Source organism: Paenibacillus wulumuqiensis (assembly GCF_000971965.1).
Classification (GTDB): Bacteria; Bacillota; Bacilli; order Paenibacillales; family Paenibacillaceae; genus Saccharibacillus; species Saccharibacillus wulumuqiensis.
The window spans coordinates 284,974-308,376 of the sequence record NZ_LAQP01000004.1 but is presented as its reverse complement, the minus strand read 5'-3'; the positions used below and the strand labels follow the sequence as shown (position 1 = coordinate 308,376).

24 protein-coding genes and 1 pseudogene are annotated in these 23,403 nt (G+C 42.6%); 1 reads left to right on the top strand and 24 read right to left on the bottom strand.

Annotation, left to right across the window (positions count from 1 at the left end; translation table 11 throughout):
- Positions 1-51: 51 nt before the first annotated feature.
- The 14 genes and pseudogenes from WH45_RS13400 to WH45_RS13330 all read right to left on the bottom strand — a co-directional run bounded on the left by WH45_RS13400 (position 52) and on the right by WH45_RS13330 (position 13,718).
- Entirely contained in the window at positions 52-861 is an 810-nt protein-coding gene (locus WH45_RS13400) for a hypothetical protein (protein ID WP_235338375.1), read from the bottom strand.
- 158 nt (positions 862-1,019) lie between these two features.
- Positions 1,020-1,538 carry a hypothetical protein gene (locus WH45_RS13395; protein WP_200897695.1) on the bottom strand — a complete coding sequence of 173 codons (519 nt, stop codon included), beginning with the start codon at positions 1,536-1,538 and terminating at the stop codon, positions 1,020-1,022.
- A gap of 472 nt (positions 1,539-2,010) precedes the next feature.
- A pseudogene (locus WH45_RS13390) lies at positions 2,011-2,667 on the bottom strand (hypothetical protein).
- 51 nt (positions 2,668-2,718) lie between these two features.
- The gene (locus WH45_RS13385) at positions 2,719-3,228 is read right to left on the bottom strand and encodes a hypothetical protein (RefSeq protein WP_046214895.1); all 510 of its coding nucleotides are present in this window, start codon (positions 3,226-3,228) and stop codon (positions 2,719-2,721) included.
- Positions 3,225-4,682 carry an AHH domain-containing protein gene (locus tag WH45_RS23930; protein ID WP_235338374.1) on the bottom strand — a complete coding sequence of 486 codons (1,458 nt, stop codon included), beginning with the start codon at positions 4,680-4,682 and terminating at the stop codon, positions 3,225-3,227. The genes WH45_RS13385 and WH45_RS23930 overlap by 4 nt, the downstream gene beginning before the upstream one ends.
- A gap of 236 nt (positions 4,683-4,918) precedes the next feature.
- The gene (locus WH45_RS13370) at positions 4,919-5,353 is read right to left on the bottom strand and encodes a hypothetical protein (RefSeq protein WP_052723774.1); all 435 of its coding nucleotides are present in this window, start codon (positions 5,351-5,353) and stop codon (positions 4,919-4,921) included.
- 202 nt (positions 5,354-5,555) lie between these two features.
- Positions 5,556-6,011 (bottom strand): DUF6630 family protein, encoded by a 456-nt coding sequence (locus WH45_RS13365; protein WP_046214894.1) that lies wholly within the window; start codon positions 6,009-6,011, stop codon positions 5,556-5,558.
- A gap of 27 nt (positions 6,012-6,038) precedes the next feature.
- Complete coding sequence (locus WH45_RS13360) at positions 6,039-7,016, bottom strand: hypothetical protein (RefSeq protein WP_046214893.1); 978 nt, start codon at positions 7,014-7,016, stop codon at positions 6,039-6,041.
- A gap of 16 nt (positions 7,017-7,032) precedes the next feature.
- Complete coding sequence (locus WH45_RS13355; RefSeq protein ID WP_235338373.1) at positions 7,033-10,014, bottom strand: hypothetical protein; 2,982 nt, start codon at positions 10,012-10,014, stop codon at positions 7,033-7,035.
- A 14-nt stretch (positions 10,015-10,028) separates the two neighbouring features.
- Positions 10,029-10,412: a DUF4280 domain-containing protein gene (locus WH45_RS13350; protein WP_082096776.1), complete on the bottom strand. Its 384-nt coding sequence runs from the start codon at positions 10,410-10,412 to the stop codon at positions 10,029-10,031.
- A 54-nt stretch (positions 10,413-10,466) separates the two neighbouring features.
- Positions 10,467-11,009 carry a hypothetical protein gene (locus tag WH45_RS13345; RefSeq protein ID WP_046214892.1) on the bottom strand — a complete coding sequence of 181 codons (543 nt, stop codon included), beginning with the start codon at positions 11,007-11,009 and terminating at the stop codon, positions 10,467-10,469.
- Positions 10,991-11,656 (bottom strand): hypothetical protein, encoded by a 666-nt coding sequence (locus WH45_RS13340; protein ID WP_046214891.1) that lies wholly within the window; start codon positions 11,654-11,656, stop codon positions 10,991-10,993. The genes WH45_RS13345 and WH45_RS13340 overlap by 19 nt, the downstream gene beginning before the upstream one ends.
- Positions 11,653-13,122, bottom strand: coding sequence for a phage baseplate assembly protein V (locus tag WH45_RS13335; protein ID WP_152663555.1), 1,470 nt, complete (start codon positions 13,120-13,122; stop codon positions 11,653-11,655). Before WH45_RS13335 ends, WH45_RS13340 begins: the two co-directional genes overlap by 4 nt.
- A gap of 5 nt (positions 13,123-13,127) precedes the next feature.
- Entirely contained in the window at positions 13,128-13,718 is a 591-nt protein-coding gene (locus tag WH45_RS13330) for a hypothetical protein (protein ID WP_235338372.1), read from the bottom strand.
- A 378-nt stretch (positions 13,719-14,096) separates the two neighbouring features.
- Here WH45_RS13330 and WH45_RS23605 point away from each other — a divergent pair, with 378 nt between their 5' ends.
- On the top strand, positions 14,097-14,312 hold the full coding sequence (locus WH45_RS23605) for a hypothetical protein (RefSeq protein ID WP_156075160.1): 216 nt from the start codon (positions 14,097-14,099) through the stop codon (positions 14,310-14,312).
- Positions 14,313-14,755: 443 nt separating this feature from the next.
- On the opposite strand, the gene WH45_RS13320 is transcribed toward WH45_RS23605, so the two are convergent.
- The 10 genes from WH45_RS13320 to WH45_RS13275 form a co-directional block, all read right to left on the bottom strand.
- Positions 14,756-15,265 (bottom strand): ankyrin repeat domain-containing protein, encoded by a 510-nt coding sequence (locus WH45_RS13320; RefSeq protein ID WP_046214888.1) that lies wholly within the window; start codon positions 15,263-15,265, stop codon positions 14,756-14,758.
- A 20-nt stretch (positions 15,266-15,285) separates the two neighbouring features.
- Entirely contained in the window at positions 15,286-16,281 is a 996-nt protein-coding gene (locus tag WH45_RS23925; protein ID WP_235338371.1) for an AHH domain-containing protein, read from the bottom strand.
- A gap of 304 nt (positions 16,282-16,585) precedes the next feature.
- Positions 16,586-17,014, bottom strand: coding sequence for an SMI1/KNR4 family protein (locus tag WH45_RS13310; RefSeq protein ID WP_046214887.1), 429 nt, complete (start codon positions 17,012-17,014; stop codon positions 16,586-16,588).
- Positions 17,015-17,016: 2 nt separating this feature from the next.
- Positions 17,017-17,490 carry an HNH endonuclease gene (locus tag WH45_RS13305; RefSeq protein ID WP_235338369.1) on the bottom strand — a complete coding sequence of 158 codons (474 nt, stop codon included), beginning with the start codon at positions 17,488-17,490 and terminating at the stop codon, positions 17,017-17,019.
- Complete coding sequence (locus WH45_RS13300) at positions 17,481-17,825, bottom strand: hypothetical protein (RefSeq protein WP_046214886.1); 345 nt, start codon at positions 17,823-17,825, stop codon at positions 17,481-17,483. Before WH45_RS13300 ends, WH45_RS13305 begins: the two co-directional genes overlap by 10 nt.
- 232 nt (positions 17,826-18,057) lie before the next feature.
- Positions 18,058-18,636, bottom strand: a complete 579-nt coding sequence (locus tag WH45_RS22880; RefSeq protein WP_052723773.1) for a suppressor of fused domain protein — start codon at positions 18,634-18,636, stop codon at positions 18,058-18,060.
- A gap of 29 nt (positions 18,637-18,665) precedes the next feature.
- Positions 18,666-19,148 carry an immunity protein YezG family protein gene (locus WH45_RS13290; protein ID WP_052723772.1) on the bottom strand — a complete coding sequence of 161 codons (483 nt, stop codon included), beginning with the start codon at positions 19,146-19,148 and terminating at the stop codon, positions 18,666-18,668.
- A gap of 8 nt (positions 19,149-19,156) precedes the next feature.
- Complete coding sequence (locus WH45_RS13285; RefSeq protein ID WP_052723771.1) at positions 19,157-22,192, bottom strand: DNA/RNA non-specific endonuclease; 3,036 nt, start codon at positions 22,190-22,192, stop codon at positions 19,157-19,159.
- 35 nt (positions 22,193-22,227) lie between these two features.
- Entirely contained in the window at positions 22,228-22,722 is a 495-nt protein-coding gene (locus tag WH45_RS13280) for a DUF4280 domain-containing protein (protein WP_046214885.1), read from the bottom strand.
- A gap of 39 nt (positions 22,723-22,761) precedes the next feature.
- Positions 22,762-23,400 carry a hypothetical protein gene (locus WH45_RS13275; protein WP_046214884.1) on the bottom strand — a complete coding sequence of 213 codons (639 nt, stop codon included), beginning with the start codon at positions 23,398-23,400 and terminating at the stop codon, positions 22,762-22,764.
- Positions 23,401-23,403: the final 3 nt, after the last annotated feature.

Sequence of the window (23,403 nt, the reverse complement as noted above, 5' to 3'; positions counted from 1 at the left end):
TTTAAACTCGCTTATATAAGATAATATTTTTTCTGTAAGAAGGTTCCATCACTATACCTCTAAATTAGATTTTATATAATTCTCCCAAATTTTATTAGCTTGAAAAGAAATACTTCTACGATTTTTTTGATTAAACTTAGGTACAGCAAATAATTCATTTTTTTCGAAAGAATTCATTGCTTTTTCCCATTTTTGAAGTAAATCATCCTTACTCACTTCCCAGGATTTTTCTGCAACATCAATACAAATTCCACCCCATTTTAATTTAGTAACTATTGCTGGCGTATTCTTTAGAATTTCTTGATCAATAAGAGTAAGAATATCAGATCCAAAATAGGTTCTTGTTGACAAGCCAAGTGGCCCACTAACTCCTAGATTTACTGGTGCTGGCTGTGAACAAAAATTCATCCATCGCTGCAACTTCTCTGTTTCTGTCTCCCAAGGGATAACAGAGGGCCAAAATATATGAGCTATACCATAACGTGGTTTGAGAATTTCGGCACATTGATCAGAAAATTTAAAAAAAGAGTGCCAGTATTCAGTAGCCATTTTTTTAAAATCAAATTCAAAGAAAGATCGGAAAGATAAATCCAGATTGAAACGTCCTGAGTATTCTATACGAGATTGATTACGATATAAATATAATTCTGAAATTCCAATGTCTTTTGCAGATATTATATTCAAAATATCATTGCGATTATAATCTAATCGCACCAACTCATTATTTCCCCAATGTGTTGGAATAAATTTTTCATCCTGTTCAAATATATCTAAAAGCTTGTTAAGTAAATCAATTTCCCTCAACTTTACAGAAGGAAACATTGCGATTGTAAATAAATTAGGGGACTGTACTAAACTCAAAACATAACCTCCTTCAATAACTAATCAAGCTCATCCCAATATCCTTTACCTGTTTCTTTATTAATAATTCATTTATGATTTATTTTCTCACTACCAGGTTCAGTATAATAAATCTCACTATCCGATGCTAAAGGACCACTAGGTCTTGGATTTGGGGATCACCATATAAATTTGGTTTCGGCCTGCACACCTACCGCAATACTACCGGCAGCTGCAGCCCCTACAATTACCGGTCCTGCTCCCAGCGTCGCTACGGTAAATGCGGCCAGCGCAGCCACGCCCACAACAATCGCCAGTCCACCCAGCACGTTGCGACCGAGCTTGCCCCAATCAAACGGCTTGGGCGGATCAGGCGGAGGTGGTGGCGTTCCTTTTTGCGGTTCATCCTGATAAGCAGCATAAGCTGTCCGGTCGCTTCCGTCGGCCCAGACGTTTTCTCCGAGCAGATGGTATTCGCCTTCTACCGAGATGCCTGATGTGCCGCCTGTTTTGTAGGCCATGATCTGCTCGCCGGCCTGGATGATCACTTTCTTTTTGCTAAATAGGACGATATCTTCTTTGCCGGTCATCGTCAATTTCTTGGAACTACGGACCATGACGCCTACGCCATCTTCGAGGCTGATCGCCATGGTACCTGCCGGATTGCCATAGATATGCACATAATCTAGGGCTACCAAGATACTGAAGAATCACTTTTCTATCAATCAATATGAGTTCCAGTTAATTACTACATTCTTCTTGTTTTTATCAACTTAAGCTTTATATTATTCTTCCAAATATGCTTATTCACTTTAAATTTTCAAATAAAAAAGCTCATTCAAACTAAGTCGAAAAGAACTTCAAAATTTATTAAGTGTTTAATTTATCTAGTTCTAGTTTACTGTTATATATTTTTTTGAAAGTTCCTTAAGCATGTTAGACAATTCTGCAAAAGTTGCACACTTATCCTAGTGTAATCTTTTATGTTACTAAAATCGCTTTGAAGTAAGAACTTTTAAAATCAAGCTTTAATTTTTTTAAGTACTGGAGCTATTCAAGGCTATTTATAATACATTTTTCACAAAATAAACTTATATCAAGGATTAAAAAATCGTAACATATTTAGAAGGTGTCTAAAACTCATTATTGAGTTTTTAGACACCTCCTAGGTTAAAAATTAATATTAATTTTATTTTCTATGATTGTTCTAAAATTAGATGGGTTTCGCATCATATTATTCCCATATGCACTTACAGCATCTTCATCTGCCATCATACTCGCATAATTATCTCTGAACTCTTTTTGTATGGGAGCTTTTAAATGATCATAATATCTTTTGGCTGCTTCTTCTGCTAATTCGCGCGAACCTTCATTCAAGACAAAATCAATATCAACAATGTAACCCAACAATGGATAAAAGCCCTCTGTTACAACTTTTTTCACAAATTCATCCAGGTTATTAATACAATCATCTGCAATCGGCATGCAAGTCTCATCCAGCCACTTCTTACATTCATAAAGAGCCGAATTCTGTTGTTGTTCGTTAGCTATATTCTAATACGATTGACCTTTAGGTATATTACACTGGCGAGTATCAAGGTGAAATACTTTTCTTTTTGAACTGGAATTGATGATCGCAAATTCGCTATAAAATGCTACATTTTTATCCGATATATTATTCCAACTAGTATAAAAAAACACTTTATAGGTATACTTTTTATCTTTTTTAGTCATCCAATGACTTGATTTAGAGTATTTCCAAACGCGCTCTGAATAATTGCTTGCTATCAAGCTACATACCTTATTAAATACTTCGTTTGCTTTTATATTGCCACCTTCATTCTAAGCTTTATTAAGATTCATGAATTCTAAATTCTATTATCTTTCAAATCCTTCATTAGGAATAAAAATTATAAGTTTTCCTTCAGGATATTGTCCTTCCCAACCACATGCCCATCCACCTGCTTGATAAATTTCAAAGATATATTCATAAAAGCTTTCTTTCTGTCCATTTACTAAACGATTCAAGGCACATTTATACAGATCTGACTGCACTTCTTCATTGATATCCCAGAATTCCATAGGAAAAAATTCTTCATTATAATTCTCTTCGCTCAAAAATATATCGTATAATTCGTCTTCCATCATCTTCAGATCTTCGTTGCGAGATATGATATTTAATATTTTAGCACTTTCATTTGATTTAATATCTTGCCAGAGTACGTCTACTGATTCTGAATTTTGAGACCATGCCAGATCTTTCGCTTTTTCAAAGTCCTTAATTATCAAACTACTTAAATTGCTTTTTTTCTCATTGCCAAATAAAAGATTATTACTTATAAAATCAATAACCTCTTGCACTAAAATGGTGTTTTCTCCATACTTCATTTATTTATCCACCTTTCCCATAATTCTTCTGTGGCTCCTCCGCCTCTATCCCATATTTCCATCCTATCTTCTATTGGTTTCTTCAGTAAACGTTTTAGTTGTCTTTGATTAGGAATCTTAGATTTGTACAAAGGAAGCCCTTGCTCAACTGCTTTTTTCAATTTCTGTTGTAATTCATAAACTTGCTTTTCAAGCACTTCAACACTAGCATTAATATCCATTTTATCAAGTTGTTTTTTTACTACCCTATTGTAGATACTATGGTATCCAGCGTGTCTACTCATAGGACTTATTTTCGAAGAAGGAATTGGTAAAAATATGCCGTTAGAAGCATGATTGATCTCCATTCCGATTTTCTCTATTATAGGATGGTTGTATAATTCACCTGGGATAATATGCTGGGCTTGATAATCAATCCAACTATCTGATCTCTTTAATCCCATAGTTTCCAATAAGTTTTTACCTAATTTCGTTGAATCACTAACTTCGATTTCACCTGGAGTACCTGGAATTAGTCTCTGTTTTTCCCTTACAGAAAGATTAGTTCCTTGGCCTTGCTCCATAACTTTAAGATAGTTTTTTTGTACTTCTGTTTTTGGTATTTCTGTATTTTTTATATTAGCAGATTCATTTAATCTTATAGGTACACCCTCAGCAGTCATCATCTGAGGACTCATCATATTATCTAATCCGCTTTTTATCTTCTGACCCAGCTTACTCCCTGTTTCACTAAGTTTATTCAATGAACTTTGGAAAGCTTCAACGGAAGCCTTGGCTCCATTTTTAATAAAAGCAGGAGTCTTTTTAGCTCCAGTAATTATGGCATTTCCTATCGCCTTGTCTGCTTTGGAGTTAACAACGCCCACAGTCGCCACACCGAGTCCTGCGCTCATCCCAACCGACTTCCAGTCAATTTCGGAGAATTTCTTCCCTTGCATCATCTGACTGGCAATATCGGATATGGCATTTTCTGCACCACCCAGTGCCATTTTACCGGCGATCGATCCTCCAACTCCCAATGGACCAAATACTGCTCCAGTCACGGCTCCAATCAGCGACTCCCGCAGTGCGGTTGTCGCATATTCCCCGAAGTCGCTCACTTCCCCCCGAGCAATATCCGATGCAGCCTGTACACCTACCGCAATACCGCCAGCTGCTGCTGCTCCTACCGCTACAGCCCCTACAATCAAAGGTCCTGCTCCCAGCGTCGCTACGGTAAATGCTGCCAGCGCAGCCACACCAACCACAATCGCCAGTCCACCCAGCACGTTGCGACCGAGCTTGCCCCAATCAAACGGCTTGGGTGGATCAGGTGGCGGTGTTCCTTTTTGCGGTTCGTCCTGATAAGCGGCATAGGCTCTCCGGTCGCTACCATCCGCCCATACCTTTTCACCGAGCAGATGATATTCGCCTTCTACCGCGATCCCCGATGTGTCACCTGTTTTGTAGGCCATGATCTGCTCGCCGGCCTGGATGATCACTTTCTTTTTGCTAAATAGGACGATATCTTCTTTGCCGGTAATCGTTTACTTTGGGGAAGGCATATCTTGGCATCTGAGCTGTCTTTCGGAGTGATCGTTAGAATAAACGGCCAAAGCGTGCTAGCTATGTATATGAGCATGATTCTCGCTCATATGATTCTACTCTTTCTTAATGTCAGTATCATTTTATGCCAACAATAGACTATCCATTACTTATTTATTGAATCTTTCCAACTTTTCACCTTTAAATCTTCTACTACAAATCGATCTTCAGTTAATTCAATCAGTGTCTCAACTCGAATAAAATGTAAGTTAAGTTCAGGATACGTACAAATCAGCTTTTGGAAATGAAGCTGGATATCTCGATGTCGATAATCCAAACTTTTCAGCAGATGCTTGAAATAAATACTTCCACCTTGCTTTTTTAAACGGGAATACGGATATGTTCCCCAGCAAGAAGTCTTTGATTCAACAATCGTAAGTCGTGGAGCTGGATCGGTGGCCAAGAAAGCAGCATCTATTCCACCTCTTCCAGCTCGGAACAGGTGGGAGACATCTTCGCCCAGATTATTCTTTTGTGCAATAATGCCAATCAGTTCTTCTCCAAAACTTCCTTGCTCTTGAGTAAAATCTCTGACATTCAATACATTCTCTCCTTTCTTACCTAGTAGAGCAGCAACTTAAATGAAGAACATGTGCCATATCATTTAAAGACCTCTTTGCCTAATCAGAAGCACAGACAAGAAGAAGCAGACCAAGAATAATCAAACTTAGTTGGCCTGCTTTCCTTTCCTATGTGCATAATCCTGCTCACTGCATTTCATATACTCCTAGTTAAAACGTATATTAGAGATAATATTTGATATAACGTTCCTGTTCAGGCATATTCTCATCATCCAGTGTTTCCACTTGCAGCAGTTGTTCTTTGTATTCCAGTTTGCTAAGAAATAATGCATAGAAATCGCCAGTTGTTGGATAAAAAAACAATCCATAACCCGCAGGAGCAATTCTCTGGTTAACGACTTTCACTTTATCCTGAACAAACGCATAGTCCATCATTTCGTCCAGCTCTTCCATAACATCTTCCGAAGCCAGCTCGATCCCTCGTTCAAATTCGTAGTCCAGCATATAATTTACGATTTCCCGGCCTTCTTCTCCACGATAATCCAGATATAATATTTTTTTGGTGGCGAATCCATAATCCAGTATATACTGATACAGGTCGTTTGGATCTTCTTCGAGAATAGCTTTCACATCTTCGGGGTGATCAAAGATGAAAGGTAAAATAGCTTCCAGCGACATACTGATTATTTCCTTTCGTATCGGGTTTTATTGTTCAAAAAGTGGACCGTGCTGATTAGGAATATACTCCGAATAATTTTTTCGATAGAAATCATCAATCATGCGCAGCATAGGGTCCCACTCAGGATATGGCTCGGGATCTTCAAATTGCATTTTGGCTTCAGCCGTATTCATCAGGAAATCTTCGAAAGAGTTGGGAACAGGCAGGTTTAGTTTTTTTCTGACATGGAGCAAGAATAGAATTTCATAAGGGTAAAAGGCATATACATAATCGCCGAATTCGATAGAATTTCCTAATTCAGATGCCAATGCCATGTGATAATCAGATAATTTCGAAATCAAAACTGAAATTTCTTCAACACTATTTGTATTCCAATTTGCAAGCATTTCATCATAAATATTAAGATCAATTGGAATAAACTCTACCTCTTGGCCTGCTTTTAAAAGCTTTTCTTTTATCACTTGATGAATATCTTTATTGCATCCCATTATATTTTCATTTCGATATTGTAGATATAAATTTAATAAATACCAACTATGCTTATAATGACTATTAACATCCAGTAAATGTTTACCTAAGTTTTTTTTGATAAAAGTTAATAATATTTTTTCTTCTGTTTCCCAACCAAACATCACAAAATGGATTAATGCTGTAATGACTTCTTTAAAATTATACTGTACATGCATATCAGGATAACGAGTTTCATAGATTTCTTGAGCTATACATTCATAAAATATTGTCATTTGCATATTTTTAAAAGAATTGGTGTTATATTCTTCTTGGATTAAAATATTAGCTTTCCACAAAGACATATTATAATCAAAAATGCTATCTAGGCTATTTAGCAAAATATGATCTTTTTCTGTGTCATTTGTTTCAATAATATTTTTAATTTTATTTTCTCTTCGAAGATATCTTTTTTGTTCATATTCCGGTGTAATTCCTTCACTGAAGTTTTTTTTATATTTTTTATATGCTAAACTTAGCTTTTTTTCATTTATCATATGCATACTCCTCACTTTATTCTTCAATTCCTTTATTCCAATCTTTTACTTTTAATTCGTCTATACCAAATCCAACTTTAGTTTTACTAATATCTACTTCCACTCTTATATAATCAAATATCAATCCTGGATTATCATCTTTTAAATCATCATATTTTTCTTTAAAATCAGCGTATCTTGTTTCTTTGCTCTTAAGCATATCTTCAAAATAATTTTTCCCTCCTAGCTTCTGTTGGCTAGAATAGCCAAAGTTAGCATATTCGGATGTTTTCGCCTCAATCATTGTTAACTTAGGAGGCGGTCCTTTTGACAAGAATGTCCCATCAATACCATTTCTTCCAACCTGGAATAGATCGGATATATCATCTCCCAGTTGATTCTTTTCAGCAATGATCTTAGCCACTTCCTCGCCAAAGTCACCTTTATCATGATGATAATACTTGGAATTATCAATTTTACGCTCATATGCTTTGGCATCGGTAAGATCAAAATGCTGACTAATATCATCAGGAGTATCCAATCGATTGGTTAATTTACTTTTTTCTCGATTTAATTTTTTATAAGCTTCTTCATTTGCTTTCTTATCCAGTTTAGACATTTGTTCGCTGAGTTCGTCGATTCGTGCTTTAATTTCTGCTTGACTGGCTTCAGGACCAAGTTTTCCTGATTTGGAGTTAAAAGTAAATAAAGGAGTATTTCCTTCTTTTGAAATCGACATGGAATAACTTGGGAATCCTACGTCCGGTCCACCAGCCATTTGCAATTGAGGAGCTCGTTTAATTTCAAATTCGTAATTCTTACGATTCGCGTAAGTACTAAGATTCTCGATTTTAGTACCCAGCTTACTACCGGTAGATTTTAGTTTACTGATCGAACGAGAAGCTGCTTCGCCTGCTTTGGTTGCTCCATTTTTGATCCATTGGCTCGTGCCTGCAAGTCCATCGGCAACTTTACTTCCGGCTCCTTTGACTCCGTTCGCTACCTTGCTTCCTCCGCTTTTGAGTCCTTTACTTACAGCACCCAATACCTTAGCATCCAGCAAACCGGCAGTCAGGAAGCCAATCTGTCCGGACAGAGCCACCTGATTCCAGTCAATCTTTTTCCCTTGCAGCAGCTGACTGGCGATATCCTCTGCTGAAGCAATGACTCCTCCTGCTCCCATACGTCCAAGCAGCGTAGCTGCCGGCGCCAGCGGCCCAAAGATTGCTCCCGATACTGCTCCAATAAACGACTCCCGCAAGGCGGTCGTCGCATACTCCCCGAAGTCGCTCACTTCCCCCCGGGCAATATCCGATACGGCTTGCGCTCCAACAGCTGCTGTACCGGCAATAGCTGCTCCTGCTGCAACCGCTCCTACAATTACCGGTCCTGCTCCCAGCGTCGCTACGGTAAATGCGGCCAGCGCAGCCACGCCCACAACAATCGCCAGTCCACCCAGCACGTTACGACCGAGCTTGCCCCAGTCAAACGGCTTTGGTGGATCGGGTGGCGGTGGTGGTGTTCCTTTTTGCGGTTCATCCTGATAGGCGGCATAAGCTGTCCGGTCGCTTCCGTCGGCCCAGACGTTTTCTCCGAGCAGATGGTATTCGCCTTCTACCGAGATGCCGGATGTGCCGCCTGTTTTGTAGGCCATAATCTGTTCGCCGGCCTGGATGATTACTTTCTTTTTGCTGAACAGAACGATGTCTTCTTTGCCGGTAATCGTCAATTTCTTGGGACTGCGGATCGTGACGCCTACGCCGTCTTCCAGGCTGATCGCCATGGTACCTGCCGGATTGCCATGGATATGCACATGATCCGGCGCCATTTTCAGTTCACTGCCGTGCTCACTGCCATAATAGCGGATATTCGGATCACTCGTCTTGGGCGCACTCGCTCCATTGGTACGTACCGAGCCAATGATCTGTGCGCGGGTTCCCGTACCATCCGGGTGATACAGAGTGGCTTTGGTACCGACCTGCGGCATGCTGTACATCGGGCTGCCTGTCGGCGGCGCAAATGGATACCAGTGTGGATCGGCTTTGCCGTCGTCTTTATCGACATCCAGCTTGAGCTTCACTTCTTCGCCGCGTACCGCGAGTACGGTTCCTTCCAGCGATACACCGATCGCTTTGGGATTGGTGATGAGCAGGCTGCGGACACCGGGCTCACGGGACAGTACATAGTTGAACAGCAGCTGTCCTTTTTCCATAACGGCATGTACTTCGCGTACAACTAACTTTTTATCCCGGAAAGTGACCCGGTCTCCGATCTCAAACGGCTCGATATGCTGCAGTTCATAGCGGAAGAAATCCGTATCATGCAATCCGGCCGCTGAACCTCCGGCCTGCTGATAGGCTTTGAGGTCTTTACGTGCCGTATAGGGAACATTATCCGGTACATGCACCTGCTTGCCTTCCGGCAGTCCAAAATGCAGTCTCGGCTTTACGGATTTTAGCATATCACAGACGATGACGGTCTGTAACCGGCTCGCCAGTCGTTTGGTTAGCGCCCAGTCGGTCTCTTCATACTGCAGAATCGCTTCGCCGACCTGCTGATCGCCTCCGGTATGGAAAGCCACGGAGCTGCCGGGATAATCGGTGTTGATCTTGCCGATTAATTCCTCATACGTCTGCGTCTGCTCCGGGAAAGTACGCTTGCGCTTCTGAATATCCCAGAGGGAAGAAGCACTAATACCTTCAATAATAATCTCATGCCGGTTATTCTGGCGAATCGCCTCGACTTTGTTAACCAGACCGCGGAACAGCGGCTGCTCCGCCCCATATGAACCATATGTAACCTCGATCTCATCCTGTACGGAAGCGGCGAGCGGCATTTGCATCTGAATATCTTCATCCATCCAGCCGGTCAGCTGCAGCCTGGCATGCTCTCCCGGCTTCCACTGAATCTCCAGCCCGTGAATATGCTGAAGCGGGTACGGACATTTTACTTTGAGCTGGTCATAGCCAATGACCTCCGGACTGCCCAGCCCAAGTGCATCCATGATCGTCTCTATCATTTCGGCCCCTCTCATCATTCCTGTCCACTCGTTTCGAATGTAATATTTCCCTTATACAGACACACATGGCAGGACGATGTGGTCAGTGCAGGCTTGCCTTCGACCCGTGTCTTTTCCTTGGTCATCATCCATGGCTGGCACAGCTGCGGCAGGCATGGCTTGCCCTGTACCTGACCACCGCCCTCGACAACGAGATACACCGTCTCCGAGCTTGGGTTAAGTGAGCTGCTGCATACGCCAAAGCTCGGTACGTTGTCGGGCTTATAATCGTCTTCATTCATCATCGGCTGGGTTTTGACAAAAGATCCGTGACTGACCGGCAGGTTGATTTTGCGAGGATGTGATCCACAGCTGCAGCGCATGGAAGCACCGCGTACAACGTAGTATTCATCTGCCACGTAAGTTCCCTCCTTTATGGCAACGTTTTTTCAGTATGTAGACCCCAATGTTCATCAATTAGTCATCGTCGATATCCCAACAGGAAGACGCTCCAATCGAATCCCGGTCATATCCCGGCGCAGCATACTTTCAGCTGCATCAAGACGGACCACAATTTCAGGGCGGGTGCTGCCTGCAATCCGGAAGATTTTTCGCTGCTGGAGTTTTGCGGCGTCCAGTACAATATGCTTGAGCAGACGACGATCCTGATTCCACTGACTATCCGGATGCAGCACATCTGCTGTAACCGGAAAAGGAATATAATATGGAACCTGCAGCCGTCGCTCTCTGTCCATCAATACGACGATTCGAAAAACCATCGCTGGCTCATACATCGCCCACAGCTTCATCATTCGCTCGGATAGCAGTGGAACCGCTTCCTCCATATAATCGAGAAACTCGCTCTCCTCTTCGGAGCGAATATATAACGCTAATGGCTGAGCAATATCATCCGGCTGTAGCTGCGGCAGCTTCCATACCGGAATCTGCTGGGTAATCGGCTCAAGCCGCGGAATATCCGTATAACGCATATCCTGCTTCAGGAGAAAGTAGTCCATCGCTCATTCTGCTCCTCTCCCTGTACACCAGCGTTTACCGCATCGTTCACATTGTCTTCCAGCTGGCAGAGCAGTTCGCTCTCATCGCGGAATTCACCGGCATAGATGGCACAGCCGGGAGCCTTTTTCAGTTCATTCCAATCAGGATGCTCTACCCAGACAGGCATCATCGACTTGATAAATTCAACCGTGAGCGTATGATACTTTATCGCTTCAATCTGCTGAATCTTCTCGATATCCATTACCGTAATCCGCCTGCCATATGGGCGGCGCAGTTCATCCAGCTGACGCATCCGGTCAAACAGCGGCTGGAATGTAAAATCAGCATTCCAATGCACTGCAGCATCGACCGGATCGAGAAACCAGCGTTCGTCATAACAGTCGATCCGGTAGGTCGCTTCGTTGTTCATAATGCCGGTACGCAGCAGAGAGATGTACATATACCGGATCGGCCCTTTCTGTCCGGCAGACTGCAGCTTCGCGGCGATGCGGCAGGCTTCCCGAAGGGAGTCTATCAGACTGCGCTCAATGATCTCCTGCTGCTCTGCAAAGCGCTGTTCAATCAAAGGCAGATCGCCCAGCCAGCCTTCCAGCACATGCTGCTGCAAAAATTCATCCAGCGCACTGTCGCGGTCCGGCATCTTCATTCGATATTCACCTTGCCTCCACTCAGCTTCACATCATCCTTGATATTAACGGTCGCGCCAGCCTGGATGAAATCGACGCCTTCCTGGCCTTCGATCGTAATTTTGGTTTTGCCGGTAATCTCGATATCTTCGTCCGCAGTCATAATAATTTTTTTGTTGCTGTTAATCTCGATACCGCCTTCATCGGTCAGACGGATCAGCAGCTGTCCACTCGCCATAATCTCTACCGCTCCCGGTTTGAATATGACCTGCTTGCCGTATTTGGTGCTGATGCTTTTGATCGCCGGATCACTGCGCTTCACCGGGTCCGATGATTTGAGATCGACAGAGCTTGCGACAAAGGCATTTTTCTCACGTTCATCCGGGAAATAAAGACGAATCTGGTCGCCCGCTTCCGGCATGGCATACCAGCCGCTGCCATCCGGGGAGGAATAGACAGTGGAGTACGCGAACCATTTGGCGCCGCTCTCGTCGGATCCCTGGTCGATATCCAGCTTGATCTTCACCTGGTCCTTCATAATCTCCGTCACTTTGCCAAACAGGGAGGCCCCGGACAGTTCAAATGCCCAGATCGTGCGCAGGCGGAAGCTTGGACGATCGCGCAAAATATAGCGTCCGATAAGCAGTTCGCCTTCGGTGGCGATTTCAGCGGAAGCGATATACAATGTCTTGTCCTGGAAACGGACCGGACTACCCAGTTCCAATAACTCATAGCTGCTAACCTCATAGCTGATACTGGATTCTTCCCGGTCATCGGGAAGCCCATTGTTCGCCTTAAGCTTGTGCTCCATCAGGTCTTTTTTGACTGTATAGTTATGTTCGTTCAGCAGAATCGGAGAATCCCCTTCCGGTACGCCGACCATCAGTTTCAGTCCGGCCTGTGTAGACATCGGAATAAGCGGCGCATTCAGCCTGGAAGCAAGCCGCTTAGCAAATACCCAATCGGTCTCGTTATACTGTACAAATAACTCCTCCAGATATTGGCCATGTGAAGCTTCATCCCGGATCTCCGCTTTGGCATAACTGCTGCCCAGATGATTAAACAAATCACGATATGTATCTTCAATTTTTTGGAAAGAACGCTGCTTTTTCTTGATATCCATCAGGAACGTCATGCTCTGCGCTTCAATATGCAGCTCACGCACATCATTGATCGCCTTGACCGAGATATCGGTGACGACGCCCTGGAACAAACGGACTTCCTCGTACAGATTGCTAATGAATACATCAATCCGTTCATCTTCGTCGGCACGTTCAACGTACTGGTCCATCAGTTCTTCTGGCACGATGCCTCGCAGGGAGAAGGTCACATGTTCATTCAGCTGCTTGACGATGCGCAGCTCCAGTACCCGTTCGAACTGGTAAGGCTCAATACGGATATCAGCCTTGGTGAAAATGGTCGGCAGTAATGGCCTGCCTCCCAACAAATCAGGCAAGGATTGGGAATGGGTGGATGCAAAGGTCATCAGACTTATTCTCCTTTCAGGGAATCGGTATGAATAGTATGAATCATCTGCATAACAAGACTGCGCCACTCCTGGTAGCTTTTATACGAACAGGTGAATCCGCCGATAACCGTCTCTCCACCCAGCTCCAGGAAAAATTGCAGCCGGTAGGCAGGCTGGTCGAGTGCAGGACTTTTAAAATCAAAATAGCCGATTGTCTTGCCATTGATGCTCTCGGTCTTCTCTTCATAAAATACATTCGTCGGCTGCATATTTTTAATCATTTGCTTCATGCCGGCGGTCAGCTCCTGTACCCAGTCATCCTGAAGCGGCTGATCTACATGCTGGAGCGTAATATCCACTTCTCCTCTGGCATTGGTCAAAATAACAGCCGGACGATCTTCATACGGATACTTGACCCGCTGCATTTCCCTGGACATGGGGACAAAACTGGAAGGGATATGCAGATACAGCTGATCGTCAAAAAAGGATCTCTGCTCAAAAGTATATTCCTGACCTTCCGCTTCGACCGGTCCTGCCAGAATATCGGTATTTTGCTGTGCCTGCTCCACCTGATTGAGCAGAGCAAGAATCTTCTCATCATCGTATTTCATCATGTTCCCCCTTTATTTAAATGACTGACGGGTAAGTCTAATTAACCAGTCGGAAATGCCTAGTATATTACGCGTTTATGCAAGAATTGGTATTCCGTTTTACTGTGACAGTCAGCAAACACCTTAACGGAACGCTACAGCCGTGATAGCTGCTGTCATACCTTATATTCGCGATATTTATGTACTCTCTCTGCGATAAAGCCCCTAATTCTAAAAGCTTCAATGCCCAGATAAATGAAAAATGTTATCCGTTTATCACAATCCGGATTAGATTCCAGTAATTCTATACAAATTAACCATGGAATTCATCTCTATTTTACCATGTATTAGGATAAACCGCAGTCCGCACCCGGTCCTATATTTTTATTCATCTATATGAATATGTTCGAAAATTTGCGCAAAAATACCAGCAATATTGCGGGCGTCGTCAATAGCCCGATGAGGCGTTCCGACGAGCGGCAGATTCAGTATCTGCCGGGCACGCTGCATGCCTACACCTTTTTTCCGGCCGATCATGCGCCCATGCTGGTGCTTGATGCTGATATGCCGATGCAGCCAGTCGGTCGGCAGCTGATGCAGCCGGCAGGCCTTTTCTAATTGTCGTTGGTCGTAGAATACCTACGAAAGATAAACATTTTCCTCTTCCACGCTCTCAAATTTGGTTTTGTTCCATCGCCCGCGTTCATCGGTAAATCCTTCCTCGTTCTTACTTTTTCGATCCACTTTCCAATCTGGGTTTTGTTTAAGATGCCTAGCTTCTCCATAATCTTGGAATAGCTCCAGCCTTCTTCCGTTCCCAGTCTAACCGCTTTCCGCTTGGTTTCTTCGCTGTATCGGTTAAATGTCTGTCCTTTTTGGCCATGAAAAATCCCCTCCGGTCTCCAGTGTTGATCTCATTGTAGCATGAGGTCTTTTTTCACTGTCTACCTTGAGGGGATAATACCACACCTCGACAAATAATTAAGTGTTTTAGTCATTATGATAGTTAATCATTTTTTGATTGCATTATACTTAACTTGCTCACATTATTCTAACAAAAATCAATTCTCTTTATTCATCTTCTGCTTTAAATATTCAGCAATTTCTAGTTGCCCTCTTTCTATAGCAAAAGCATATGCGTCCATATTTTTCATAATTTCTCCTGAATACTTTTTAAATATATCTATATTATTTTCTACCAATAATTTAACAATATCTAAATTCCCACCATATACGGCTGCAAATAAAGGGTTTCTATCTGGCTCGCTAATATCAATCTCTATATTCTTACTAATTAGATATTTAGCAATATCTAATTGTCCTTTTGTAGCAGCTCTTTCAAGAGCATTTGTAGAAAAAGTTCCCCCTTGTGCATTAATATCTATTCCTAGCTTAATAAGGTATTCTACTATATCTAAATGCCCGTGTGCTACTGCCACATGTAACCAAGTGCCAAAAGGTGTCATCCAATTTAGCATTTCTGGATCTTTCTCGATTAAGTTTTTAAAAGTATCTAATTGTCCCTTTTTTATGGAATTTCTAATATCTTTTGCAACTTGATTCTTATCCATACTAAACACTCCCTTAATCACTATTTTCTAGAAGCAGCCTGTTTTCCAAGATCTTCTAATATTTCAATAATATATTCTACATCTGCTCCTGCCGCATCGACTGCCTTCAACTGCTTTATGACATTTTCTAAAGCTTCAATACTATGTGGCCCAGCAATTCTATTTGGGGCCCAAACAAGATTTTCCGGTCCGATTATTGGATCAATTCCATATTTTCCAAGTATCTCTTGGCCTTCTCGCACTAATTCTTTTTGTTTCTGACCGAGACCTACTTTAAATAAAATATGGTGAGCATGAGGATTTTTCATATCAGTAGGGGGAGCCCCTAGTAATCCTCTAAGATACTTACCAAAGTCAATTTTAATTAATGCATTATTATATTCTTCAATAATACCCAAATCAGACATTTTCTTTCTAATCTTGGACAATTCATCCACACTGAAAACATGATTTTGAATAGCATTTTTCAACTTTTTCATCTCAGTATTATTAACAATTCCATTTACAACTATACTGTTAAGGTAATCATCTACAATATCATTCTGTTTCTCAATCGTTTCTTTGTCTTTATCTTTATTTTTTTCTTCTATTGGATGCTTAGATTTCTCAGTCGCATGTGTCTTAGAAGTACTTTCTTGATTATCTACTACCTTGCTATCATGATGCATAACAGCAGGTCCATTACCCGAATATAATCCATCTATCAAATCCTGCTTCTGTCGCAGCCGATCCGGTGTATCCTCCGGGATATGCGAATGCATCCGTACCATGCCATGATGATCCAGTCCACCAACGCCTGCTGTAGCCAGCCTATTCTGATTCATCCGGGCGCTGAGGTTCTCCATCATCGCACCAAGCCGCTCGATAGGAACCATAAATGGCATAGCTCCTGGCTTCGCTCCTCCCTGTCCAACTGCTGGACCCGGTCTGGAGTTTGGCAGCTCGCCACCTCCGGCAGCACGGGCAGCGGCTTCTGCTCCTTCTTCCACCGCTTCCTTTGCTCCGGCTTTGGCCATGCCTTTGCCAATCTTACTGACTTTGGTGATCAGTCAGTATAACAAAAAAAGGATGATCATAGTTTTCATTTCCATGATTAACCTTTTTAAGGTGATAAAACGATGATGTTTAGATACTAAAGCTGGAACCCCTGCTAAACGTATACCTAAAATAAAGAAATTTTTAAAACGAAGTATATAGGTCATATCTAATCGAATTCAGCCATTCGACTCATTTGGCATTATATGCTCTAAACAACAAAAGAACAAAAAAATAATCAATTTTTTATGACTATAAGTGATATAATTTATATTGAATAGATTTTTAATACAAGTTATCAAAAAAATCATTGAAACTACTTTTCAAGAAAAACATATTGTCCATTTCTTCCTCTGATTCTATATTATGTATCCAAAAATAAACTTCTCCAAAATATCTCTCGCTAATTCCAATACAAATCTCATTTCCTCCTGGATCATTAGCAATCGATATAAATCCTCTGGGTAATTCTCCATCTAAAACTTCAAATACTTTGCCCAAATTACCCTTCATATTGCCAATTCCATAAAATTTATTTACTACACTCTCGCCTTCTTCATTAGAAATTTTAAATGTTGATTTTTCTGGATATCCTCCATTATGTTTAAGTAAAAAGTCAACGTATTGTTCAGGAAGCTTAAGAAAATACTCAGCTTCAAATTTATGAATATCATCTATAGTTATCTTCTCATTTTCTCGATCCATATTTGTCATAGTTAATCTCCTTTTTTATTTTTTCCATTTATCGTTGACATACCACCAATATGCCTAAATTCTCTATGAATATCCTCATCAACAAGAATCATCGTTTCTCCATCTTGGTGATGATGCCATGTATAACCTTCAGGGGGCTTATTATTTGCTGGCACTGGTGGATCAGAATCTCTACTAAGTTCTGCTTCTAAATTAGCTTTTTTGAAATCTTCTTGAGGATTCTTAGGTATAGTAAATTTTATCGTTACAGGCTTAACAGTAGGATGGTAATATGCTGAGAAATCAGGATACCCATCAGGAGAACTAATTGATATTCCATCTTTGTTAGTGTATGTCCAGGTTCCATTCTCATCAATTGAGATATGGCCACCTTTATTGTACCATTTTTTAGAAACAGGTGAATTCATAGGCTTAGTTTCCATTATTTCTTTAGTGAAATCTGATAACTCTAGACGCTTACCTTTTTTTAATTCCAAAGAATCATTTTTTTTATATTATCTTTAGAGTCTATCTTCTCTTCGGTGTTTTCAAACTTATTAGACGATGCAGCTATAGGGTCTTTCGACTCTTGATGTATAGGCTTCTGATCAGGCTCACTTTTTGCCTTACGACCCGAATATGCGCCATCCTTCAAATCCTGCGTCTGCCTCATCCGCTGTGGTGTATCCTCCGAAATATGCGAATGCATCCGTACCGGTCCATGATGATTCAGTCCATCAACGCCTGCTATAGCCAGCCTATTCTGATTCATCCGGGCGCTGAGGTTCTCCATCATCACACCAAGCCGCTCGATAGAATCCGTAAAAGACATGGCTCTAGTTTGCTTCGGCTTGCCGACTTAGGTTGCCAGTTTCAAGACTTTAATGGCTTCAAATCTGCTGGTATAACCCAAATAGGTCGGAACACGAGATTATTCTCGTGTCCCGACCTACAATAATACTATAGACAAAGTAATCGTAAAGATCCATCTCTTTGTTCCAGATGTAAACTCAACTATCCGGATCGTCTTAAAACTTAACTACTCATCTGTTATTTGAATCGATCTATATTACAGATTCACGATTAATCTCCGGTGCATCTACGTCGTGAGACACTAGCAGATTTTCCAGTTCTGCGTAGCCATGTTCTTCACCAAATCGGTATTCGGCTTCGGAAATAGGCGTTACTTGCAGCCAGCGCACACGTTTCCCATTCACATGAATGATTTCCCCACCATCCTCCCATACCGGTTCCCAAAAATAGGGGCTCACTAGATAAATGTGCTTCATTTTCAAATCAGGATAACCCGCTTCCATCGCATTCAGAAAGATCGTGTTTCCAACACTTCTTGTTTCTAGGATCTGTTGGATTACTTGGTCGATCACTTTTCGATACGCTGTATCTTCAGCAAAGGAAGGTACAATCAGTTCAAACGGTCCTACTGATTCTCCTTTATCATTTTGAAGAGGGAGTAGGCTCAATCCAATCGTAGCATAAGTCAGTTCGGTATTGGCAGGCCGCTCTCGAAGTAGAGCTAACGCAATATTCACTTTCGCTACTTCGTAGGTTTCGATTTCAAGCGGTTTCTTATTCATTCTAGTTAGAAGGTCAGCCACTTCTTGAGCTTGAGGGTTCCATTGCATTGATGTTCTCCTTTAGCTGTTAATATAAGTTAGTTTTGAGATTCTCTCTTTTCTAAATACTCTTTTAAAAATGCCTGATCCCCAGGATGAGTAGGTACCATGCCTAAATGATCGTATTCCCAAATAAGTTGGCGCTTAAAATCCGTCATTTCTATATTTATCAGATCCGTATAATCATAATCTACTTTAAAGTGCCCGGTATGATCAATAATCATGGTAAAATTCGTCCATAATTCTTGGTTACTCTCTCGGAAAACTTCTCGAAGTTCTTCACAGATAGCATGTAATGCAAAAACTTCCCTATCTACTACTTCTTCTTCTACATGATATAGGTTAGGTATCTCATACACATATATATAATTTTGAGGAGCTTCCAAAGTGTTGAAATAAAAATAAACTTCGCTCGAATCATCCAAGACTTCACCATAGAAATAGACTTTTTCCCACTCTGTAGGAATGATATCATTTATAGCTGATGCTAACTTTTGATAAATATTTTCTACGTTCATCATAAAATAAATTAACCTCCAGCTTGATTTTTTATTGTTCTAGCTTTCTTTTTCCCATCAATCCAATACGTCACTTCAAATGAATCTGGTCTTATGGAATTTCTAGAGTAGTTTATGTTGATCTTAACCTCTACTTTTTTAGGGGGGTCTGATTTAAGTGCATCTGCCCACTCGGTCTCCATTTTATACCATTTACCACCAGCACCATTTACTTGTCCATCCATGGCAACCATATTATCTAAGCCACCAGCTCCTTCAAACTGGCTTCCTATAATATGACCACCATGATCACCAGGTAACCGATCTTGTCTTATTCCGTTATTACCTGCTTTTCGCTGAGCACTCAGACTCCGCTTTCCCTTTCCTAATTTAAGCGTTCCTTCACAACTAATAATACGTCCTTGGTTATCTGTACGATAGGTATATTCAGATGGCGGTATAGTTTTGGATTTCAGTTTATACTCAATATTCGGTTTTAGTACCTTGTTTCGCTTAGCATTACGCATAAATTGTTCACCACTGCCTACCAAGGTATACGTGCCTGGAGTGTGAGGTGATGAATTGCCCTGTGTGAGCGGAGAAGAATTAATAGCTCCTCCGCTGTTATGATGCATGACAGTAGGTCCATTGCCTGAGTACAATCCATCCTTCAAATCCTGCTTCTGTCGCAGCCGATCCGGTGTATCCTCCGGAATATGCGAATGCATCCGCATCGGTCCATGATGATCCAGTCCACCAACGCCTGCTGTAGCCAGCCTGTTCTGATTCATCCGGGCGCTGAGGTTCTCCATCATCGCTCCAAGCCGCTCGATAGGAACCATAAATGGCATCGCCCCTGGCTTCGCTCCTCCCTGTCCAACTGCTGGACCCGGTCTGGAGTTTGGCAGCTTGCCACCTCCGGCAGCACGGGCAGCCGCTTCTGCTCCTTCTTCCGCCGCTTCCTTCGCTCCGGCTTTAGCCATACTTTTGCCGATTTTACCGGCTTTGGTAACTAGTTTGGCAGCTCCTTTGGCAACGCCAACTGTATCGATCACGCGCTCCAGGGATTTGACGCCTCCATAACCGACACTATAGTACTCTTCTTTGCTGCTCGTCAGCGGGTTCAGGGTCGACTGCTTGGACGCTTGCTCGAAAGGCTGTAAGTACGTATCGATGGCTGCTCCGGCATCAGACTTGAGCTGGCTCCCCGATTTTTGGAATGTTACCGTATCCCAGGCGTAGGTGCCTGCTGCTTTGGCCCCTTCAACGGTACCTTTGACCGTCTCGTTGCGTTCCATCAGGGTACCGACCGGCTTACCACTGACCCAGCTGTATAGCGTCTGGGCACCGGCATCTCCCATGATAGTGGTCGTTGTCAGATCACCGACATCGACGACAAGTCCCCATAACCCTTTAGCAATTTCCACCCCGGCATCTTTCATTCCATCCATTTGCGCCTGTGCGCTGGCAGATTTGCGTTCCTTCTCAATCGCAGCCAGTCCTTTGCTCTGCAAAGCTTGTTCAAATGGAGACAACAGATGATCATGCACACCATGCCGCGAGGCTTCCAGTGTAATCTCCGCACTTTTGCTTGAGGCATCCGTCTTCAGCTGCAGTACATCGGTCAGGGTCTGCATCTGCAACTGGTCCGCTCCAGTCAGGGAAATCTTGCTGGCGTTCAATTCCAGGGAACCACCTGCATGGATGGACACGTTCTGGTTGCCGGTCAGATTAACTCCTTTGGAGATGTGCATGGACAGATACAGAGCGCCTTCCTGCGCATTCAGTGCCAGTTCCGATCCGCTCATGCTGACTTCCTTGCCCTGAGGGTTGGCGAATGACTTGGTGCCTGGATCAGACATTTTGCGTTCCATACGGGCTGCCGGACTCTCGGTTGGCACAACTGACGCCATGGGTGCCGGAGCTGATGATGTCGCTGCTGGAGCACCTACTGGCGCCGCAACCGGAGAAGGTTGCGATGCGCTGGTACGGACAGACTGAATGGCCATGGCTCTGTCCTCTTCTGCGCTTGGGAAATAAAGCTTGATCTGCGCTCCTTTTTCCGGCATCAGGTACCAGACCTGATTACCTTCTGCCGAATAAGGAAACCAGCGAGCATGCTGAGGATCCTGTGAATCATCGATATCCAGGTGGATTTTGACCTGGTTTTTGTGAACATCCAGAATCTTGCCCTCAATTGCCGCCCCGGTAATCACCGTATTGCGGATCCGTGTTACTTTAATTCCTTCGGGAAGAGCACATTCATAAGACCAGACCAGCTGCCCTTTTTGCATCTGGGCAGAACGTTTAACGATAACATATTTAATCTCGTGCCGGATAACGGTATCTCCAATATCCAGTATATTATGCCATTCAAATGTATATCTTGTATAGTCGATAGCCGATGTCTGCTTGCCATTAGCGGCGTCCTTCATATACGGAGCAATAGTGCGTTTATTCCGGAAGGGTATATCTTGGAGGTCAATATGTCGGCGTGCTTCCGGAAGACCAATCCATATCTGTACACCATGCATGGTAATATTAGGCAGCAGCATCGCACCGGCATGTGAAGCCAGACGCCGCAGGAAATCCCAATCGGTCTCCTGATATTGCATAATGAATTGTCCGGTTAAACGGTCACCCAATGCTTCATCCAATCTATCCGACCTGGGATAGTCGTCCAGTACACTATCTACAATGTCCATATACGTACAGTCAATCTGCTGAAATGATCTTTCTTTGAGTTTCATATCCAGGTTGAAACTATGAGAGACTATTTCCAATGTGATCTGTAGGTTATTATGTACGCCCTGCAGTTCGATGTTATGGATCTGACCCATGAACAATGGTCTTTTTTGGCCATTCTGGGTATACCATAGCTCTACCGGATCCTGACTGGCAGCATGGTTAATGATAGCATTTTCCTGATCTTCACTAATCATACCGATAATTTGCATCCGTGCATGATGATCCATTTCCTGATACATTTCAATATGATGCAATCGTACATGACCATACGGCCAGATCAGTTCCATATCTTTATAAGTTAATAAGCCGGGAAGCTGCAATGTTCCAATCACCTCTTGTTTTTAGACATCTCCAATTAATCCTGACCATTGGTCTCTATGGTAATCACTCCACCGGATAAGTCCGATGATGGCTTGCTCACTTTGGTATAACTTGCCGTCGTCGTACCCCCGTAAAAGACATATTCATCCGTTACCACAGGTTGACAGGCACATGGCAGTGTCGATCGGGTTAACAAAGCATGTTCACCATCGATCAGTACATTGGTTTGTCCATTACTCCACTTCGTACCGAAGTTGATCACTGGCTTGCAGAGGCTCCCTGTTACTTTACAGAAACCAAAAGCACCTTCCGAACTGATATTGCCATTGGGTGCACATATGGCATCAGCTACGTTAAGTAGCGGCTTCTCCGGGTCATGTACGTACACTCCATGATCGATAGGCAGATTCAGTACACCTGGGTCCGTACCCTGGCTGCACTTTAGCATAGCACCTCTGGATACATAAGAATCGTCTCCACCCAGTACATTCATGGCCAGCGCCTGAACCAGCATTCCAAGTCCAAACATACACAATTCCCCTTTCTATTCATCAATACTTATTAACGTTTACTCTTCCAACCATCGCATCGAGCAGCAGATGGCATGAGCCAATGGCTGCCAATACGCCACATCCTCCAGCTTGAACTGCATACTCACAATAAAGGATCGTTCAGCCAGTGTCCGAATAAACAAAATTTGCATAAAAGGATCGGGTTTTAATAAAAAAACCGTTTCATAATAAGGAATATCTGTATCTGCAGCATCCATATACAATATATCTCTTGTCATGATCTCCATATTAGGCTGAGCCTGTTTGGTCTGCTCAAGCATCCGGTCAAGTATCGTATTGATTTGATCTTCGTTCAACCTCTCCATAATAGGCTTAACACCAATAACAACTTGCTGCTGATTGTCCTGAAACATATAGCTTGGAATAGAATCTGATGATTGGCCTATTCTCATCTGGTGATTCTCTACAAAAGATTCCGGCAAATGAAGGACCAGTCGTCCTTCATACAACCCTTTTGCTGTTATTCGCCATTCCTGATCGTCCTTGCCGGTTAGATGACCGGATGCAATCCCATGCATGCATTCTTCGACATTCCAGTTCATCCAGGAGTCATCCGTTTCTATGGAGTTCATCTCATCATTTATTATTCTCTGGTTATGGATGTCCAGAAATAATTCATCCCAATATTCCTGCATTCG

What these genes read in the sequence shown, in the direction of transcription:
- WH45_RS13385 (WP_046214895.1), bottom strand. Translation starts at nt 3,228, where the DNA reads ATGAAGTATGGAGAAAACACCATTTTAGTGCAAGAGGTTATTGATTTT.
- WH45_RS23930 (WP_235338374.1), bottom strand. Translation starts at nt 4,682, where the DNA reads ATGGCCTACAAAACAGGTGACACATCGGGGATCGCGGTAGAAGGCGAA.
- WH45_RS13365 (WP_046214894.1), bottom strand. Translation starts at nt 6,011, where the DNA reads ATGTCGCTGGAAGCTATTTTACCTTTCATCTTTGATCACCCCGAAGAT.
- WH45_RS13360 (WP_046214893.1), bottom strand. Translation starts at nt 7,016, where the DNA reads ATGATAAATGAAAAAAAGCTAAGTTTAGCATATAAAAAATATAAAAAA.
- WH45_RS13355 (WP_235338373.1), bottom strand. Translation starts at nt 10,014, where the DNA reads ATGATAGAGACGATCATGGATGCACTTGGGCTGGGCAGTCCGGAGGTC.
- WH45_RS13345 (WP_046214892.1), bottom strand. Translation starts at nt 11,009, where the DNA reads ATGGACTACTTTCTCCTGAAGCAGGATATGCGTTATACGGATATTCCG.
- WH45_RS13340 (WP_046214891.1), bottom strand. Translation starts at nt 11,656, where the DNA reads ATGAAGATGCCGGACCGCGACAGTGCGCTGGATGAATTTTTGCAGCAG.
- WH45_RS13335 (WP_152663555.1), bottom strand. Translation starts at nt 13,122, where the DNA reads ATGACCTTTGCATCCACCCATTCCCAATCCTTGCCTGATTTGTTGGGA.
- WH45_RS13330 (WP_235338372.1), bottom strand. Translation starts at nt 13,718, where the DNA reads ATGATGAAATACGATGATGAGAAGATTCTTGCTCTGCTCAATCAGGTG.
- WH45_RS23605 (WP_156075160.1), top strand. Translation starts at nt 14,097, where the DNA reads ATGTTCGAAAATTTGCGCAAAAATACCAGCAATATTGCGGGCGTCGTC.
- WH45_RS13320 (WP_046214888.1), bottom strand. Translation starts at nt 15,265, where the DNA reads ATGGATAAGAATCAAGTTGCAAAAGATATTAGAAATTCCATAAAAAAG.
- WH45_RS23925 (WP_235338371.1), bottom strand. Translation starts at nt 16,281, where the DNA reads ATGGCCAAAGCCGGAGCAAAGGAAGCGGTGGAAGAAGGAGCAGAAGCC.
- WH45_RS13310 (WP_046214887.1), bottom strand. Translation starts at nt 17,014, where the DNA reads ATGACAAATATGGATCGAGAAAATGAGAAGATAACTATAGATGATATT.
- WH45_RS13300 (WP_046214886.1), bottom strand. Translation starts at nt 17,825, where the DNA reads ATGTCTTTTACGGATTCTATCGAGCGGCTTGGTGTGATGATGGAGAAC.
- WH45_RS22880 (WP_052723773.1), bottom strand. Translation starts at nt 18,636, where the DNA reads ATGCAATGGAACCCTCAAGCTCAAGAAGTGGCTGACCTTCTAACTAGA.
- WH45_RS13290 (WP_052723772.1), bottom strand. Translation starts at nt 19,148, where the DNA reads ATGATGAACGTAGAAAATATTTATCAAAAGTTAGCATCAGCTATAAAT.
- WH45_RS13280 (WP_046214885.1), bottom strand. Translation starts at nt 22,722, where the DNA reads ATGTTTGGACTTGGAATGCTGGTTCAGGCGCTGGCCATGAATGTACTG.
- WH45_RS13275 (WP_046214884.1), bottom strand. Translation starts at nt 23,400, where the DNA reads ATGCAGGAATATTGGGATGAATTATTTCTGGACATCCATAACCAGAGA.